The 14713-nt window shown below is 61.4% G+C and carries 14 protein-coding genes and 1 tRNA gene; 7 read left to right on the forward strand and 8 right to left on the reverse strand.

Features of this window, described 5'->3' with window-relative positions:
- Positions 1-135: 135 nt before the first annotated feature.
- Complete coding sequence (gene rsmB, locus P3M64_RS09505; protein ID WP_132937569.1) at positions 136-1449, reverse strand: 16S rRNA (cytosine(967)-C(5))-methyltransferase RsmB; 1314 nt, start codon at positions 1447-1449, stop codon at positions 136-138.
- Between the two features lie 196 nt (positions 1450-1645).
- Between rsmB and P3M64_RS09510 the strand changes: the two genes are divergently transcribed.
- Positions 1646-1840 carry a DUF1674 domain-containing protein gene (locus P3M64_RS09510; RefSeq protein ID WP_243644656.1) on the forward strand — a complete coding sequence of 65 codons (195 nt, stop codon included), beginning with the start codon at positions 1646-1648 and terminating at the stop codon, positions 1838-1840.
- Positions 1841-1916: 76 nt separating this feature from the next.
- Here P3M64_RS09510 and P3M64_RS09515 read toward each other — a convergent pair whose 3' ends face one another.
- Positions 1917-2873: a hydrogen peroxide-inducible genes activator gene (locus P3M64_RS09515; protein ID WP_132937568.1), complete on the reverse strand. Its 957-nt coding sequence runs from the start codon at positions 2871-2873 to the stop codon at positions 1917-1919.
- A gap of 1060 nt (positions 2874-3933) precedes the next feature.
- Between P3M64_RS09515 and P3M64_RS09520 the strand changes: the two genes are divergently transcribed.
- Complete coding sequence (locus P3M64_RS09520) at positions 3934-4485, forward strand: thermonuclease family protein (RefSeq protein WP_207893076.1); 552 nt, start codon at positions 3934-3936, stop codon at positions 4483-4485.
- Positions 4486-4541: 56 nt separating this feature from the next.
- Here P3M64_RS09520 and acs read toward each other — a convergent pair whose 3' ends face one another.
- The 5 genes from acs to P3M64_RS09545 all read right to left on the reverse strand — a co-directional run bounded on the left by acs (position 4542) and on the right by P3M64_RS09545 (position 9213).
- Positions 4542-6482, reverse strand: a complete 1941-nt coding sequence (gene acs, locus P3M64_RS09525; protein ID WP_132937567.1) for an acetate--CoA ligase — start codon at positions 6480-6482, stop codon at positions 4542-4544.
- A 483-nt stretch (positions 6483-6965) separates the two neighbouring features.
- A complete protein-coding gene (locus tag P3M64_RS09530; RefSeq protein ID WP_207893075.1) occupies positions 6966-7349 on the reverse strand; it encodes a Rieske (2Fe-2S) protein in 384 nt (127 codons plus the stop codon).
- A complete protein-coding gene (locus P3M64_RS09535) occupies positions 7346-7786 on the reverse strand; it encodes an EVE domain-containing protein (RefSeq protein ID WP_132937566.1) in 441 nt (146 codons plus the stop codon). Before P3M64_RS09535 ends, P3M64_RS09530 begins: the two co-directional genes overlap by 4 nt.
- Positions 7787-7857: 71 nt before the next feature.
- Positions 7858-8142, reverse strand: a complete 285-nt coding sequence (locus tag P3M64_RS09540; protein WP_132937565.1) for a YciI family protein — start codon at positions 8140-8142, stop codon at positions 7858-7860.
- A gap of 81 nt (positions 8143-8223) precedes the next feature.
- Positions 8224-9213 carry an NAD(P)H-dependent glycerol-3-phosphate dehydrogenase gene (locus P3M64_RS09545; protein WP_132937564.1) on the reverse strand — a complete coding sequence of 330 codons (990 nt, stop codon included), beginning with the start codon at positions 9211-9213 and terminating at the stop codon, positions 8224-8226.
- Positions 9214-9411: 198 nt separating this feature from the next.
- Here P3M64_RS09545 and hemC point away from each other — a divergent pair, with 198 nt between their 5' ends.
- The 5 genes from hemC (at position 9412) to P3M64_RS09570 (ending at position 14281) form a co-directional block, all read left to right on the forward strand.
- Positions 9412-10356 (forward strand): hydroxymethylbilane synthase, encoded by a 945-nt coding sequence (gene hemC / locus P3M64_RS09550; protein WP_132937563.1) that lies wholly within the window; start codon positions 9412-9414, stop codon positions 10354-10356.
- A gap of 17 nt (positions 10357-10373) precedes the next feature.
- The gene (locus P3M64_RS09555) at positions 10374-11078 is read left to right on the forward strand and encodes a uroporphyrinogen-III synthase (protein ID WP_132937562.1); all 705 of its coding nucleotides are present in this window, start codon (positions 10374-10376) and stop codon (positions 11076-11078) included.
- Between the two features lie 446 nt (positions 11079-11524).
- On the forward strand, positions 11525-12730 hold the full coding sequence (locus P3M64_RS09560) for a COG4223 family protein (RefSeq protein ID WP_132937561.1): 1206 nt from the start codon (positions 11525-11527) through the stop codon (positions 12728-12730).
- A 2-nt stretch (positions 12731-12732) separates the two neighbouring features.
- On the forward strand, positions 12733-14157 hold the full coding sequence (locus tag P3M64_RS09565; RefSeq protein ID WP_132937560.1) for a heme biosynthesis protein HemY: 1425 nt from the start codon (positions 12733-12735) through the stop codon (positions 14155-14157).
- A gap of 48 nt (positions 14158-14205) precedes the next feature.
- Positions 14206-14281: transfer RNA gene (locus P3M64_RS09570), tRNA-Thr, on the forward strand.
- A gap of 84 nt (positions 14282-14365) precedes the next feature.
- Here P3M64_RS09570 and P3M64_RS09575 read toward each other — a convergent pair.
- Positions 14366-14596, reverse strand: coding sequence for a Flp family type IVb pilin (locus tag P3M64_RS09575; RefSeq protein WP_207893074.1), 231 nt, complete (start codon positions 14594-14596; stop codon positions 14366-14368).
- Positions 14597-14713 lie beyond the last annotated feature (117 nt).

The raw sequence follows: 14713 nt of genomic DNA on the forward strand, positions 1-14713 counted from the left end.
GAGTGGGCCCGCGGCGTCGGTTGGGTGACCAAGGGGTAGCAGGTCATTCGGGCCGGGGCAAGGAGATCGATCACAGTGTTCGGCGCATTCGCTCGCGAGTTCGCCCTCAACGTTTCGGGCGAGGCCGCTCCGGGATTATAGGCGGCGTAGGCGGGCGGCGTAAAACCCGTCCATTCCCCCCGATTCGACGCTGGAAATAGGAGGTGCGCCCGGGACTGAATCGGGTTGGAAATGGGGCAAGGTGCGTAGCTCGCCGTTCGCGCTTAACGCGCCGACAGGCAGGGAAAGTTCCGTCGGATCGATCGCCTCGCGCGCGAAGCCGGGCTCGGCGTCGAGGAAGGCCGCGATTTGGGCTTCGCCCTCCTCGGGCTGCAACGAACAGGTACAATAAACCAACAGTCCCCCCGGACGCACCATGTCGCGGGCGCCGTCCAGCAACTGACGTTGGGTTTGGGTCAGGCGTGCGATGTCCTGGGGGGTCTTGACGTGGGGGACGTCGGGATGGCGGCGGATTGTTCCGGTCGCCGAACACGGCGCGTCCAGCAAGAGGGCGTCGGCGGGCGTGGAAGGACGCCAGGTTCGGGCGTCGGCGGCGACGATGTCGGCTTCGAGCCTTAAGCGGTCCAGGTTTTCCTTGACCTTGCGCAGGCGATTTTCGGACCTGTCGATTGCGGTCACCCGCGCCCCGGACGCGGCCAGTTGGCAGGTTTTGCCGCCGGGCGCGGCGCACAAGTCGATCACGCTGAGGCCGGCGACATCGCCCAGAAGCCGTCCCGGCAAGGTCGCCGCGACGTCTTGTACCCACCACGCGCCGTCGGCGAAGCCCTCAAGGGCGGTGATCGGGCCGCCGGGGCGCAGACGCACGCTACCCGTGGGTAGGGCCGCGCCATCCAGCCGGGTCGCCCAATCGTGAGGGTCGCCCTTGGCGATACTGAGATCGAGCGGCGGTTCGTTTAAGTGGGCGCGCGCCATGGCGCGCGCGGTTTCCTGCCCGTATGTTTCGGACCAGATGCGCCATAGCCAGTCGGGCGTGTTGAGCAGGGCTTCGTCCTGGACGGCGCGCCAGGCCTTCCCCTCGCGGGTTAAGCGGCGCAGTACGGCGTTGACGAGCTTTTTATAGGGACCGCAGCCGTGTTTCTGCGCCAGATCGACCGAGGTGTTGACGGCGGCGTGGGCGGGTGTTTCCAGGAACAGAATCTGAAACGCGCCCAGGCGTAAAACATCGTGGGTTTGGCGCGCCTTGGCGGGCAGAGGGCTGTTTAGGGCTCTGCCGATGAGGTCGTCAAGTTGGCCGGCGCGACGCAAAACACCCCATGCCAGCGCGCGCGCGAAAGCACGGTCGCGCGGCTCTAGGGTGCGCAGCCGCGGGTGGCTTTCGAAGGCCTCGTCGAGGGGGCGCTTGCGGCGCAAAACGGCATCGAGCACGTCGAGGGCAAGGGATCGCGGCATGAAAAGCTCACTTGAGGAAAAAGATGTGGCGAGCTATATCATGAAAATGCGATGCGCTATACCCAAAGCGCGTTCACGGCTATTTTTTTAGAGGCCGGCGCGATTTTTTAGGCTCGTCGGAGGTTGCCGTTTCCTCGAAAGCGCACCTCCAGGGGTCGGGCTTGGACCAAATTGAACCGAAGAACGGATACTCCTAATGAGCGAACCGGAACGCCCTTGCACGAACCTTCCCACTGCAAGCGAGGGGGTAAAAAAGGCCACGACAAACCCGACGGGTGCGCGGCAAGAAGAGACGGCAAGTCAGAAGCCCGAGGAAATTGGCGGACCGAAAGGTCCGGAGCCGACACGATACGGCGATTGGGAACAAAAAGGGCGGTGTACGGATTTTTGAAAAAGGCGGGCTCCGACGGCTCCGACGTTTGTGTCGGCTCTACCGCTTTCGCCGGAAAAAAACAACCATCCACCCATTAAGCCGCAATCGGTCGCGCGCCCTTGGGCGGGTTGTTCATCACGGCCTTCACCAGCAATTCGATGGTCCGAGTGTTGGGGTAGGATTGCCGCCACGCCAGGGCGATTCGACGAAATGGCGCGGGGTCGGCGAACGGCACGTAGGCGAGCATTTGTTCGCGTTCGACGGGACAGTTCGACCACGCGGCACAGATGAAATTATGGATGGACGTGGCCGGCATCACCGTGATCCCGGTGCCTACGGCAACCATGTGACGAATGGTTTCCAGGGAATTCCCCTCGATAATATTGTGCATGCCGTGGGCGGTATCCTCAAGATGGTGGCATGCCGCGCACAATTCTAAAATTTGATCACGCAGACAGTGCCCCTCGCCCAGCAATAAAAGTTTTTCATCGGCGAGTTCATCGCCGTGCAGGTCGCTGCGCCCCAACCATCGGTGGCCTGCGGGAACGGCGACGAAGAATGGCTCGTCGTATAGGGGGCGGACCTCGATGCCGGGCTCATCGAAGGGTAGGGCGACGATAATCGCGTCAACGTCGCCGCGTTTCAGCCGTTCGCTCAGCTTCGCGGTGAAATTTTCCTCGACCAGCTGTGTCAGCTTCGGGGCCAAGGCGTGAAAGGCGGGGACCAAAGTCGGGAACAGGTAGGGTCCAACCGAATATATCGCCCCGAAACGGAAGGATCCGTCGATGGAATTAAGGCTCGAATCGGCAATATTTTTGATCCGCTCGATTTCTTCCAGGGCCTTGTGGGCTTGGTTGAGAATCTGCGCGCCGCCCTTGGTGATTTTTATTTCGCTTTTGAAACGTTCGAAAAGTGGGGTCCCCAGCTCCTCTTCCAGAAGGCGAACCGCGACGCTTAGAGAGGGCTGGCTGATGTTGCAATGCCGGGCGGCGCGGGAGAAATTTTTTTCCCGCGCCACGGCCAGGGCATATCGAAGCTGGGCGATCTTCACGGCGTGTGTTCCTTGACGTTATGGCTTTTCCGGGGGAGCGGCGGCGATGCTTGAACTATAGTTAAAATGAATACAAAATCAAAATAGGATATGCCAACCCTAATAATAGGATTTTTCTATACCCCAAGCGCTCCAGTGTGTCCGCCTGGGTTCGCTGCCGTAAAATTTTGTGAGAGGAGCGCCACTTCGGCGACGAGATTCCCGACAATTGGATCCCATGTTGGCGCGCCTCATGTTGGTCGGTGCGGTGGCGGGCGGCGCAATGTGGCGGGAAAAAGATCGGAGGTCCCCGGGAAAGAGGCGGGAAGAAAAAGAGCAAGGCTCTTTTTGACCTTTTCCAGGGATCTCCGTCACGAACCGAACGTCCAAAGGTCAAGCCCGGGGAGCCAAGCCTGGGGGGCTGAAACCCGCCGCGCCAACGGTCGGGCGTTCACCGTTCGGTATTTATGCTTTTGCGTTAACGCCCTCGCCGCAATATCCGGGGCGAAGAGGATGTTTCATGGCGATCATGATGGAACCGAAAACGAGGATGGGGAAATACCTTTTGTCAATGGCGTCGATAGATTGGAACTATTCTTTTTTAATGTCTTAGTGTTTCATACGCGTGCTTTTTATAGAAGTTTCGCCCTGAAAAATAGAGGCCGGGAGGCGGAGAAATGGCGGTTAGCCCGCCGTTTTTCAGGATCGGTAATGTTTTTCTTTTAGCTTAATGTTCACATTTTGTTCGAATAATGGAAGAGGCTGTTCTATACTTTCCGGCGCATAATTTTGTGGCATCCCGAGTTCCGGGAATCGAAAAGATATGGCCCTTAACAGGGAGGGGAGCCGCGGGCTTTCGTGGGGGCGAGGTGAATATTATTTGATTGTATTATAAATATAAAACACGTAAAAAGTGTTTTTAGCGCCAACTAGGGTCCTTTATGAATATCCATGCCCCGTAGCTTCATGTTCGCGCCACGCCCGGCCTATGACACGTTACGTCGTCGCGCCGCCGCTGGGGGGCGCAACATTTGGGCATGAAGCATGAAGGGGCGTTGTGGGATGGTGAAAGGCCCATGCCATGAACGATCGTGTCGTTTCGGATAATTTGCGCTGCGTCGCGGCGGCGTCCGTTCGGTGTTTGGGCGTCTTTGTCGGCGCTTCGCGATGCCGTCTATCGTCGTTATGGTCGCGGCGACTGGTCGCCGCCGCCATCGCGACGATATTTTTGTGGTCGGCGGGAGGACCGTCTCGTGGCTGCGCCAAGGAAGTTTTCAACGGCCCACTGTCCGCACGACCGGTCGCGGTGCACGACGGAGACACCCTGACCGTTCGTGCGCGGATATGGTTGGATCAGGAGGTTGTGGTGCGCGTGCGTATTGCGGGTATCGACGCCCCGGAATTGCATGGAAAATGTCGGCGGGAAGCGCAGATGGCGATTGTCGCGCGTGATACGTTGGCCGGATGGATTGGCGCCGGGCCGTTGATGTTAAGCGATTTGCATTACGGTAAATACGCGGGTCGGGTGATCGCCGTCGTCACGTTGCCCGATGGGCGCGACGCCGCCGAGGCCTTGATCGCAGCCCATCTGGCGCGGGCGTATCGTGGTGGTAGGCGTGCGGGCTGGTGTTAGAGGGGCGTGATTTGGTGGGGGCACAAGGCCCCCACCCTGTGGCGGAGCCTTGTCGTTTAGCGATTCTGGCGATTTTCGATCAGGTCGTCCACCACGCCGGGATCGGCCAGGGTCGAGGTGTCGCCCAGGTCGGAAAAATTGTTTTCGCCGATTTTGCGCAGGATGCGACGCATGATTTTTCCCGAGCGGGTTTTCGGCAGGCCGGGCGTGAATTGAATCCAATCGGGCGCCGCGATCGGCCCGATTTCCTTGCGCACCCAGGCGACCAGCTCTTTTCTGAGTTCGTCATCGACGGCGACCCCGGCGTTGGGCGTCACGTAGGCGTAAATGCCCTGGCCCTTGATGTCGTGCGGTGCGCCGATGACGGCGGCTTCGGCGACGCTTTCGTGGGCGACCAGGGCCGATTCGACCTCGGCGGTGCCCATGCGATGGCCCGATACGTTGATGACGTCATCGACCCGCCCGGTGATCCAGTAATAGCCGTCCGCGTCGCGCCGGCAGCCGTCGCCGGTGAAATATTTTCCCTTATAGGCCGAAAAATAGGTCTGAACGAAGCGTGGATGGTCGCCGAAAACGGTACGCATCTGACCCGGCCAGCTGTCGGCGATGCACAGGTTGCCCTCGCATGCGCCTTCGTGGGGATTGCCCTCGGTGTCTACGATCTCGGGGCGGATGCCGAAAAAGGGCGTGCTCGCCGAACCGGGTTTCAGCGCGGTCGCGCCGGGCAGCGGCGTAATCATGATGCCGCCGGTTTCGGTCTGCCACCAGGTATCGACGATCGGGCAGCGCTTATCGCCGACCACGTTATAGTACCACATCCAGGCTTCGGGGTTGATCGGCTCGCCCACCGAGCCCAGAAGGCGTAGGGATTTACGCGACGTCGCCTTGACCGGGCCGTCGCCGTGGCGCATCAGGGCGCGGATCGCGGTCGGCGCGGTGTAAAAGATATTGACCCGGTGTTTATCGCAAACCTGCCAGAAGCGCGAATTGTCGGGGTAGTTGGGCACGCCTTCGAACATCAAGGTGACGGCCCCATTGGCCAGCGGGCCATAAACGATGTAGCTGTGGCCGGTGACCCAGCCGACATCCGCCGTGCACCAGTAGACGTCGCCGTCGTGATAATCGAAGACATATTGGTGGGTCATCGCGGCGTAAACCATATAACCGCCGGTGGTGTGCAGCACGCCTTTGGGCTTGCCCGTCGAACCCGAGGTGTAGAGGATAAACATCGGGTCTTCGGCGTTCATTTCCTCGGGGGCGCACACGGCGGGGACCTCGGCGACGGCCTTGTAATAGCGCACGTCGCGTCCTTCGACCCAATTGATCTCGGCCTTGGTCCGGCTGACCACGAACACGGTTTCGACACCGGGGCATTTTTCCAGGGCGGCGTCCACATTCGCCTTCAGCGCGATAGACTTGCCGCCGCGCACGCCCTCGTCCGCCGTGATTACGCAGTTGGATGCGCCGTCTTGAATACGCCCCGCCAGGGCGTCGGGCGAAAAGCCGCCGAACACCACCGAATGCACTGCGCCGATGCGGGCGCACGCCAGCATGGCGTAGGCGGCCTCGGGGATCATCGGCATATAGATGGTGACGACATCGCCCTTTTTAACGCCGCGCGCCTTCATGGCGTTGGCCAGTCGGCAGACGTCATCGTGAAGCTGTTGGTAGGTAATGGACTTGGACTCGGAGGGGTCATCGCCTTCCCAAATGATCGCGGTCTGCTCGGCGCGGGTTTTCAGGTGGCGGTCGATGCAGTTGACCGAAGCGTTCAACGTTCCGTCGTAAAACCATTTGATCGAGACATCGGGCGCGTCGAAGGAGACATCCTTGACCTTGGTGAAAGGGGTGATCCAATCCAGTCGTTTTCCGTGCTCGCCCCAAAAGCTTTCCGGGTCGTCAATCGAGGCGGCGTACATTTTTTGATAAGCGTCGTTATCGACCCAGGCGTGGGCGGCGATCGTGGACGGAACGGGAAAAACGGGGGTATCGGTCATGGTTTGAAGGCCCTCCCAAGGGATGTTGATTTTTGTCGCGTCAGCTTCCGCGAAATTGGGTTGCGGTGCTGTCGTCGTTGCGGTCTGAATAATTTATTTTTCAGGGCGCGCAGGAAATATTCGCGGCGTCGCGGCGTCGGATTATTGAACGAAACCACCACCGGGGGCAAGGATAGAAGCAGGGACAAGGTCAAGACGGGGGTTAAATGAAGAACTCCAACCCTTAACCATCTAGGGTCAGGACCTAATTAATCTGATGCGTCTGGCGGAGATGAATTTAAGTGTGGGTTAGGCGGAGAACCCGCCGCAATGGTCCTCATTGCAAGGATTTTCCAACGACATCTGCGCTTAAATTCATCCCGTCCCGCAGGGATTTGTGAAAAATGCCCCAAGAGCGTCGTCGAAGACTTTTGAAAGTGAACGGCACTTTCGGCAAGTCTTCTCCTAGTCGTGTGACATTTTTCACAAACCAGACGCATCAGATTAATTAGGTCCTGACCCTAGGTAAACGGCGCCTTTTTCTATTCGGCAAGGAATGTTATCCAAGGTCTTTCCAATGCACGGACCGTGAATGCAAAGCCCCCCATCAATGGTAAACAAAGCGCCGTGATTGGCGCATAAGATCAGGGTCTTATCGTAATTGAGGAACTGCCCCGGCTCCATGTTCAACGGCGCGCCGACGTGGGGACAGGCGTTGACGTAAAGCCACACCGAATTTTTCCGGCGCACGGCGATGAGAGATTGACGCATCGCTTTATGCGTATCGGTCGGTGAATTTTTGATGACGGGGGCGATCAGGGCGCATGCGCCGCCGTCGGGGATGTCGTCCAGGGCGCATAGGCGAATCGGCGGGCGGGCGGCGGTCATGACGCTTTGCCCGGCGGGGATGAAGTCGAAGGAGCGGCGGCGAGGGACAGGATGGTTTCCCACGCATCATCGTCGATGGGCGCCACGGAAAGGCGCGATTGGCGAAAAAGGGCGAGATGTTCAAGCCGGGGGTCGGCCTTCATTTCGGCCAGGCTGACGGGCCTGGGCAGGGCGTCGCGCGCCTTCAGATCGACGCTGACGAAGCGCCCGCTGGGATCGCTGGGATCGGGATAGGCGGTGCGCACGACTTCGAGCACGCCGACGATGCTTTTTTGTGTCACCGAATGGTAGAAGAAAACCCGGTCGCCCTTTTCCATCGCCCTCAGGTACTTCGCCGCCTGGTGGTTGCGCACGCCGTCCCAAGGCTCGGTCCCCTTGCGGACGTGATCGTCCCACGACCAGCACGACGGTTCGGATTTGACCAGCCAATGGGCCATTGCGTTTTACCTCCGTGGCTCCGCTCACCCCCGTCGCTCCGGGTCCGGACGACGCCGGGGCGCCTCGCCGCTCAGTCGGCGGGGAAGACCTTCTTCCAGGGGCGAACCGTTACGCTATCGAAAAGGCCCGCCTTGAAATAGGGATCGTTGTCGGCGAAGGCGCGGGCCTGATCGAGATTCGCGAAATCCATCATCAGGACGCTGCCGTTCATTGTTTCGCCGCCGTCGTCCAGGGTCGGCCCGGCGCAATAAATGCGCGCGGCGTGCTCGTTCAGATAGGCGATATGGTCGGGGCGGACCTGTGCGCGAATCGCGGCGGCGTCGGGTTTGTCGGTGCAGATGATGGCGAAAAGCATGGGCTGATCTTTCGAGGATTGAGGGCGTGGGCGGGACAAAGCCCCGATGGGTGGTGTGCTTTACTTCTGCGTAAGTGGATACTACTCCGTGTTCAGGGGGCGCGACAGTAGGCCGTAGATGATGCTGTCGAGATCGGCCTCGACATTGATCACCGCATCGACGGCCTGGCAGATGGGCATATCGACCTGATTGCGTCGGGCCAGCTCGGTCACCGAAAAGGCGTTATGCACACCCTCGGCGACGCTTTGGCGTTCGGCCAGGATATCGTTCAGTTTACGCCCCTTGCCCAGGGCGTGGCCGAGCGAAAAATTGCGCGATTGCATGGCGTTGCAGGTTAGGGTTAGGTCGCCAAGTCCGGATAGGCCCATCAAGGTGCGGATGTCCGCGCCGAGGACTTCGCCCAGTTTGGCGATCTCGGCCAAGCCGCGGGTAATTAAGGCGGCGCGGGCGTTGTCGCCCAGACCCCGGCCCTCGACGATGCCGCAGGCGATGGCGAGCACGTTTTTGACCGCGCCGCCCAGTTGCGCGCCGATAATGTCGTGGCTGAGGTAGGGACGAAAGCGCGCCGATCCGATGGCGGCGATCAGCCGCCCGCCGAGTTCGGCGTCGGCGCACGCCAGGGTGACGGCGGCGGGTAGGTCGGCGGCGACCTCGGCGGCGAAGGTGGGACCGGACAGCACCGCCAAGGGGACGGCGTCGCCCAGAGTCTCGCCGATCACTTCGCTCATTAGCAGGCAGCTTTCCTGCTCGATGCCCTTGGTGCAGATCACCGCGGGGACTCCGGCGTTCCAATGAGGCCGCGCCTGACGACAGACGGCGCGCATATAGAGCGATGGGGCGACCAGGAGAACAGCGTCGCCATTGCATGCATGGTCTAAATCGCCCGTTGCCCGAATGGCGGAATCCAGAGTGACTCCGGGTAAAAAAGGTACATTTTCATGGCGTGTGTTGACGGCCTCGACGACTTCGGGCTCATGGGCGTACAAGGTGACGGCGCGCCCCGCGCGTCTCAGTGCGATGGCCAACGCCGTGCCCCATGCGCCCGCGCCGATAATGCCGATTGTTTCCATGATGTCTCCCTGGTTCTTCTTAACATCTTTTATGCCGTCAAAGGGAGCCCATGGCAAGCGTAGGGCACCAAGGGCGCGGACTACGGGTGGCGAACGTCGAACAGTTCGACTATAACCCTTGTGCGCGCGTCGCGTGCGCACGATTTTTTGTTTATTGGCCGCCGGTACCGGTCGTTTTGTTCAGGATTTTTTTGTAACATGCATAGCGACACCCCCTTTCGCATTGGAACTCGCGGCAGCCCTCTCGCCCTCGCCCAGGCCGAAGAAACCCGGGCGCGTCTGGTCGCCGCGTTCCCCGATCTCGGCGCCGACGGGGCGATCGACATCGTGGTCATCAAGACGACCGGCGACAAGGTTCTGGACAAGGCCCTGGCCGATGTCGGGGGCAAGGGACTGTTCACAAAGGAAATCGACGACGCCATGCTTTCCGGCGCAATCGACATCGCGGTGCATTCGATGAAAGACGTGCCGACCTGGCTGCCCGAAGGGATCGTCCTACCTTGTATGCTGGAACGTGAGGACACCCGCGACGTCTTCATTTCAACCAAGGCCGCCGACCTGGACGATTTGCCGCCGGGGGCGGTCGTCGGCAGCGCCTCGCTGCGCCGCCAGGCTCAGATATTGGCGCGACGCCCGGACCTGAAAGTGGTGACCTTTCGCGGCAACGTGCAAACGCGCCTAAAAAAATTGGCGGCGGGGGAAGTTGACGCCACCCTTTTGGCGCTGGCGGGTCTCAAGCGCATGAATATGGCGCATGTCGCCACCAAGGTGCTCGACTGGGACGCCATGACGCCCGCCGTCGGTCAGGGCGCGATCGGCATTACGTGTCGTGGCGAAGACAGGCGGGCGTTGGCGGCATTGGACGCGCTCAATCATCCCGACACTTTTTTGTGTGTTAGCGCCGAGCGGGCGTTTCTCGCCGAACTGGACGGCTCGTGCCGTACGCCGATCGCCGCCCGGGCGACGCTAAAGGATGGTGCGCTGGACCTGCACGCCTTGATCGCCCGCGTTGACGGCAGCGAGGTCCACCGCCAGCGGGGCGAGAGTCCGGCGGCGTTGGATGACGCCCTGGCGCTGGGCCGTGCGTTGGGGCAATCCTTGCTGGCGCGGGCGTCGGTGGGATTTTTCGACGGCGTGGCCTAGGCCGACGGGAGCCGCAAATGCGTATCTTAATCACCCGTCCCGCCGAAGACGCCGCTCCGCTGGCGGCGCGACTGCACGCCATGGGGCTGGAGACACGCACGGTCCCGCTTCTGACCATCCACGACCTGGACGGCCCGCCGGTGGATGTCTCGGGGGTGCAGGCGCTGCTGGCGACGTCGGCCAACGGGGTGCGCGCCTTCGCCCGGCGCAGCGCGGAGCGCACCGTACCCGTGTTCGCGGTGGGTGACGCCACCGGACGGGTCGCTCAAGAGTTTGGCTTCACCACCGTCGAAAGCGCGGCGGGCGACGTCGCGGCGCTGGCGCAGCGGGTCGGCGCGCGCCTGACGCCCGGGGCGGGGACGTTGCTGCATATTGCAGGCAGCGTTCTGGCCGGGGACCTCAAGGACCTTGTCGAGCGGCAGGGGTTCGTCTATCGCCGGGCGGTGTTGTATCGGGCGCAAACGGCGCAAAGCTTGGCTCCGGAGATTGCCGCCGAACTGCGCGCCGGGGCGTTCGACGCCGTGGTTTTGTATTCGCCGCGCACGGCGCAGACCTTCGCCGAATTGGTTCGAAAGGCCAATGCCTGCGAAGGCCTGAGCGACAGCGTCGCCTATTGTCTGAGCGCGGCGGTGGCGGAGAAAATTGACGCCATGACCTGGGGCGATATCCGGATCGCCGCGCGCCCCGAACAAGACGCCTTGTTGGATCTTTTCGCACCCTGACGACCCTTGCGGTCCTTCCCTGCGCCTATCCGGCGTAGGGATCGGGAAAATGCCCCTATTCGAGCCACTAAATCGTGATAGACTTGAAAACCTTTAGGGTCGGGACCTATTCATCTGATGCGTCTGGCGGAGGTGAATTTAAGTGTGGGTTAGGCGGAAAGCCCGCCGCAATGACCCTCATTGCAAGGGTTTTTCAACGACATCCGCGCTTAAATTCATCCCGTCCCGCAGGGATTTGTGAAAAATGCCCCAGGAACGTCGTCGAAGACTTTTGAAAGTGAACGGCACTTCCGGCAAGCCTTTATCCTAGGCTTGTGACATTTTTCACAAACCAGACACATCAGATGAATAGGTCCTGACCCTAGCTTTATGTCTTGATTGATCCAACGGGGGGGGACGGTCCACAAGCGGACCCACCCAAGTCCAAAAAAGGATGAGGCCACGCCATGAGCGATGAGGCGAAGAGCACAACACCACCGGTATCGCCGCCTACCGGCGACGCCTCCCCGGGTTCGACGGATCCCGCGTCCGAAAAATCGGCAGGAAAATCTTCCCCCGGAAAAGGCCGGACGAAGGACGGTGACGGGGCACCGCAGTCCGCCCCCCGACCCGGCGATGAGGACGGCGCGCCCACCAAGGCCTCCACGCCGATGTCCGGCGTGGTTTTCTGGATCGTCTTCGCCGTCCTTTTCCTCGCCGGCGGGGCTTACGTTACCCGGTCGGCATGGATGCCCTCCGTGGCCCCGATGTTCGGCGGGGTTAGCGTCGAACAGGGCGCGCCGAAGCCCGAAGCGTCCAGCGCGGCGAGTTTGCGTCTGGATGCGTTCGCCCAGGCCTTGACACGGGCCCAAGATCGCATAACCGCTTTGGAAAAACGCCTTGATGCGGAGGATGCGGCTTTTGCCGCCGCACGGAAGTCGGCGCAGGGGCTTTCGGCGCGGCTGGACATTCTCGAAGCGCGAATTGCCGAAAACAGCGGAGTGTCGGGAGGCGCCGCCCAGGCGCAAACGAAGGCCTTGGCCGAGACTTTGGCGACACTGCGGACCGATATGAAAGGTGTCGAACGGCGCCTGGGAGAGGTCGAGGGCGCGGTGACGGCGCAATCGGCCGATGCGTCTTCCTCCGAGGCGTTGGTTTTGGCGACGGCGCAACTGTTTGACGCGACGCGTGCGGACACCTCCTTTAGCGCCGCCCTCGACGCCCTGCACGCGGTCGCCGGCGATGATCCCGAAGTTGCCCGCGTCGTCCAGCTGTTAACCCCCCATGCGGCGGTTGGCATTCCCAATCTGGAGGCCCTGCGAGGGCGGTTTGACGCCATGGCGGGGGACGTTCTCCGCGCCAAGATCGCTCCCGGCGGCGCGGGGGTGTGGGATCGGGTCAAGGTGGGCTTGGCGCGCCTGGTCACGGTTCGGCGCACGGGCGCGAACGGTGGCGGCGACCCGGTGGATGGCGCCCTGGCCGCGGCGCAGAGCGCCCTGGACAAGGGGGACCTCGAAGTGGCGGTGCGGGCGCTCGAACGGTTGCAAGGGGCGCCCGGAGAGGCGGCCGCGGCCTGGCTGGGCGACGCTAACGCCCGCCTTCAGGTTGATCGGGCGATCGGGCAACTGCGTACATTGGCCTTGACGCGACTACAGTCGGCTGGGGGGCGCTGATCATGGTGCGGGCGCTGTTTTTCTTCTTTCTTCTGGCGGCTCTCGCCGTCGGTGGAGTTTGGCTGGCCGATAATCCCGGCGCGGTGTCGCTGTCGTGGCAAGGCTGGCGGGTCGATACGTCGTTCGCGGTGCTTTTGTTGGCTCTCGCCGTGTTCGCCGTCGTGGTGGCGTTGGGGTATCGGGTGTGGCTATTTGTCCGCCGCGCTCCGGGACAGCTCGGCCGGGCTTATCGGGAAAATCGCGCCCGCAAGGGTTACCGGGCGTTGAATTTGGGCATGGTGGCGGTCGCCGCCGGAGACGGCGCGCAGGCGCGTAAACAGGCCGCGCGCGCGGATAGCTTTTTGGACAACCCGCCCCTGACGGTACTGTTGAAGGCGCAAGCCGCGCAATTGAATGGGGACGAAACCGCGGCGGAAGGATTTTTCCGCGTCATGCTGGACGATCCACAGACGGAATATCTTGGTATTCGCGGGCTCCTAAATCAGGCCGTTCGGCGCAACGATACGCAGGGCGCGATCGCCCTCGCTCAACGTGCTTTCCGACTTAACCCGAAAAGCGATTGGGCCGGACCGAACTTGTTCGAACACCAAGTGCGCGCCGGTGATTGGATGGGCGCCGAGGAAACGCTGGAGGGCATGGTTCGCCATAAGCTGGTGGCCTCCACAACGGCCCGCCATCGCCAGGCGGTGATTGCTTTCGCCCGGGCCTGCGGGTCGCCCGAAAGTGACGATTGCGACACCACTTTAAAATATCTTGATCGGGCTTTTTCCCTCGACCCCGGTTTCGCCCCGGCGGCTTGCGCCTATGGCGAGGCGTTGGTCGGCGCGGGGCGGGTGCGTAAGGCGCAGAACGTGATCGAGAAGGCCTGGGCGGTTTTCCCCCATCCCGCACTCGTGGACATCTACTTGCGGGCGCAGGCCTTGGATGATCCTTTGAAGAAGGTCGGCGCGGTGGAGAAACTCATTGGCGCCAACCCGGATCACCCCGAAAGCCGCATCGCCAGCGCCGCGATCGCTCTCGAGGCCAAGCTTTGGGGTGAGGCGCGGCAAAATTTGGAAGACCTGATCAAGGAAAAAACCGAGGTTGGCGGCGGTCTTTCGGCACGGGTTTGTCGAATGATGGCGGAACTGGAAGAGCACGAACACGGCGATGAAGCGCGCGCCCGCGAATGGTTGGTTCGCGCCTCGATGGCCGATCCCGATCCGGCATGGGTGTGCGATGATTGCGGTCATGTTCGCGCCGAATGGTCGGCGCACTGTCCGAAATGCCAGGGTATTGACACCCAAAGCTGGCGTGCGCCGCCCGGCGTGATCCATTTGCCGGGCGCAACGCCCGCCGCCCCGCACTTGAGCGGGGCGGCAGTCGGGGTGAAGATTATTGACGGGAAAAATAATTCCTCCTCAAAAGGGGCTCCCGCACAAGTTTAATTGACGCACGGGGCGGGGCGCAGTAAAGAAGGGGCCGCATTTTCGCGCGCCGCAGTAGCTCAGTTGGTAGAGCACATCATTCGTAATGATGGGGTCGGGGGTTCGAATCCCTCCTGCGGCACCATTCCTCCCGAATAAACCGGCGCTATCGACACCTCGGCTCTTTTCGGTGGTGTGCTTCGTGGCGCGCGGGTCATCCACCGGGGCGTCAAAATCCGCCGGCGGCATCGGAAAAAAATGTTTTCAAGGCCGTACCGATCCCCGAAAGGCCGGCGATAACAACCAAAGAAATGATAACGGCGATCAAAGCGTACTCCACGGAAACCGAACCTCGCTCATCGTCGATCGCGGCGCCGAAGATATGGCAAAGTCGCGATGGTGGGGACCGGTAGCGGTGTTTTTGGGGCTTGTGAACGACCCGAAGCATCGTCTTGATCATGTGCCGCCTCCTTGAAATAGTGCGCCCACATCCAAAGATAAGAGGCCATCTTTCGAAAAACAAAGGTTTGCATCAGGGCGTATTCGGCGATATGCGCGCGGTGCGGCGTGCGAAAAA

Source organism: Varunaivibrio sulfuroxidans, from assembly GCF_029318635.1.
GTDB lineage: Bacteria > Pseudomonadota > Alphaproteobacteria > Rhodospirillales > Magnetovibrionaceae > Varunaivibrio > Varunaivibrio sulfuroxidans.

Bases quoted from the DNA above. Each gene is read 5' to 3' on its own strand.
- P3M64_RS09555 (WP_132937562.1), top strand. From the start codon at position 10,374: ATGCGTATCTTAATCACCCGTCCCGCCGAAGACGCCGCTCCGCTGGCG.
- P3M64_RS09520 (WP_207893076.1), top strand. From the start codon at position 3,934: ATGAACGATCGTGTCGTTTCGGATAATTTGCGCTGCGTCGCGGCGGCG.
- P3M64_RS09545 (WP_132937564.1), bottom strand. From the start codon at position 9,213: ATGGAAACAATCGGCATTATCGGCGCGGGCGCATGGGGCACGGCGTTG.
- P3M64_RS09560 (WP_132937561.1), top strand. From the start codon at position 11,525: ATGAGCGATGAGGCGAAGAGCACAACACCACCGGTATCGCCGCCTACC.
- P3M64_RS09530 (WP_207893075.1), bottom strand. From the start codon at position 7,349: ATGACCGCCGCCCGCCCGCCGATTCGCCTATGCGCCCTGGACGACATC.
- P3M64_RS09510 (WP_243644656.1), top strand. From the start codon at position 1,646: ATGAGCGAACCGGAACGCCCTTGCACGAACCTTCCCACTGCAAGCGAG.
- acs (WP_132937567.1), bottom strand. From the start codon at position 6,482: ATGACCGATACCCCCGTTTTTCCCGTTCCGTCCACGATCGCCGCCCAC.
- hemC (WP_132937563.1), top strand. From the start codon at position 9,412: ATGCATAGCGACACCCCCTTTCGCATTGGAACTCGCGGCAGCCCTCTC.
- P3M64_RS09535 (WP_132937566.1), bottom strand. From the start codon at position 7,786: ATGGCCCATTGGCTGGTCAAATCCGAACCGTCGTGCTGGTCGTGGGAC.
- P3M64_RS09575 (WP_207893074.1), bottom strand. From the start codon at position 14,596: ATGATCAAGACGATGCTTCGGGTCGTTCACAAGCCCCAAAAACACCGC.
- rsmB (WP_132937569.1), bottom strand. From the start codon at position 1,449: ATGCCGCGATCCCTTGCCCTCGACGTGCTCGATGCCGTTTTGCGCCGC.
- P3M64_RS09565 (WP_132937560.1), top strand. From the start codon at position 12,733: ATGGTGCGGGCGCTGTTTTTCTTCTTTCTTCTGGCGGCTCTCGCCGTC.
- P3M64_RS09540 (WP_132937565.1), bottom strand. From the start codon at position 8,142: ATGCTTTTCGCCATCATCTGCACCGACAAACCCGACGCCGCCGCGATT.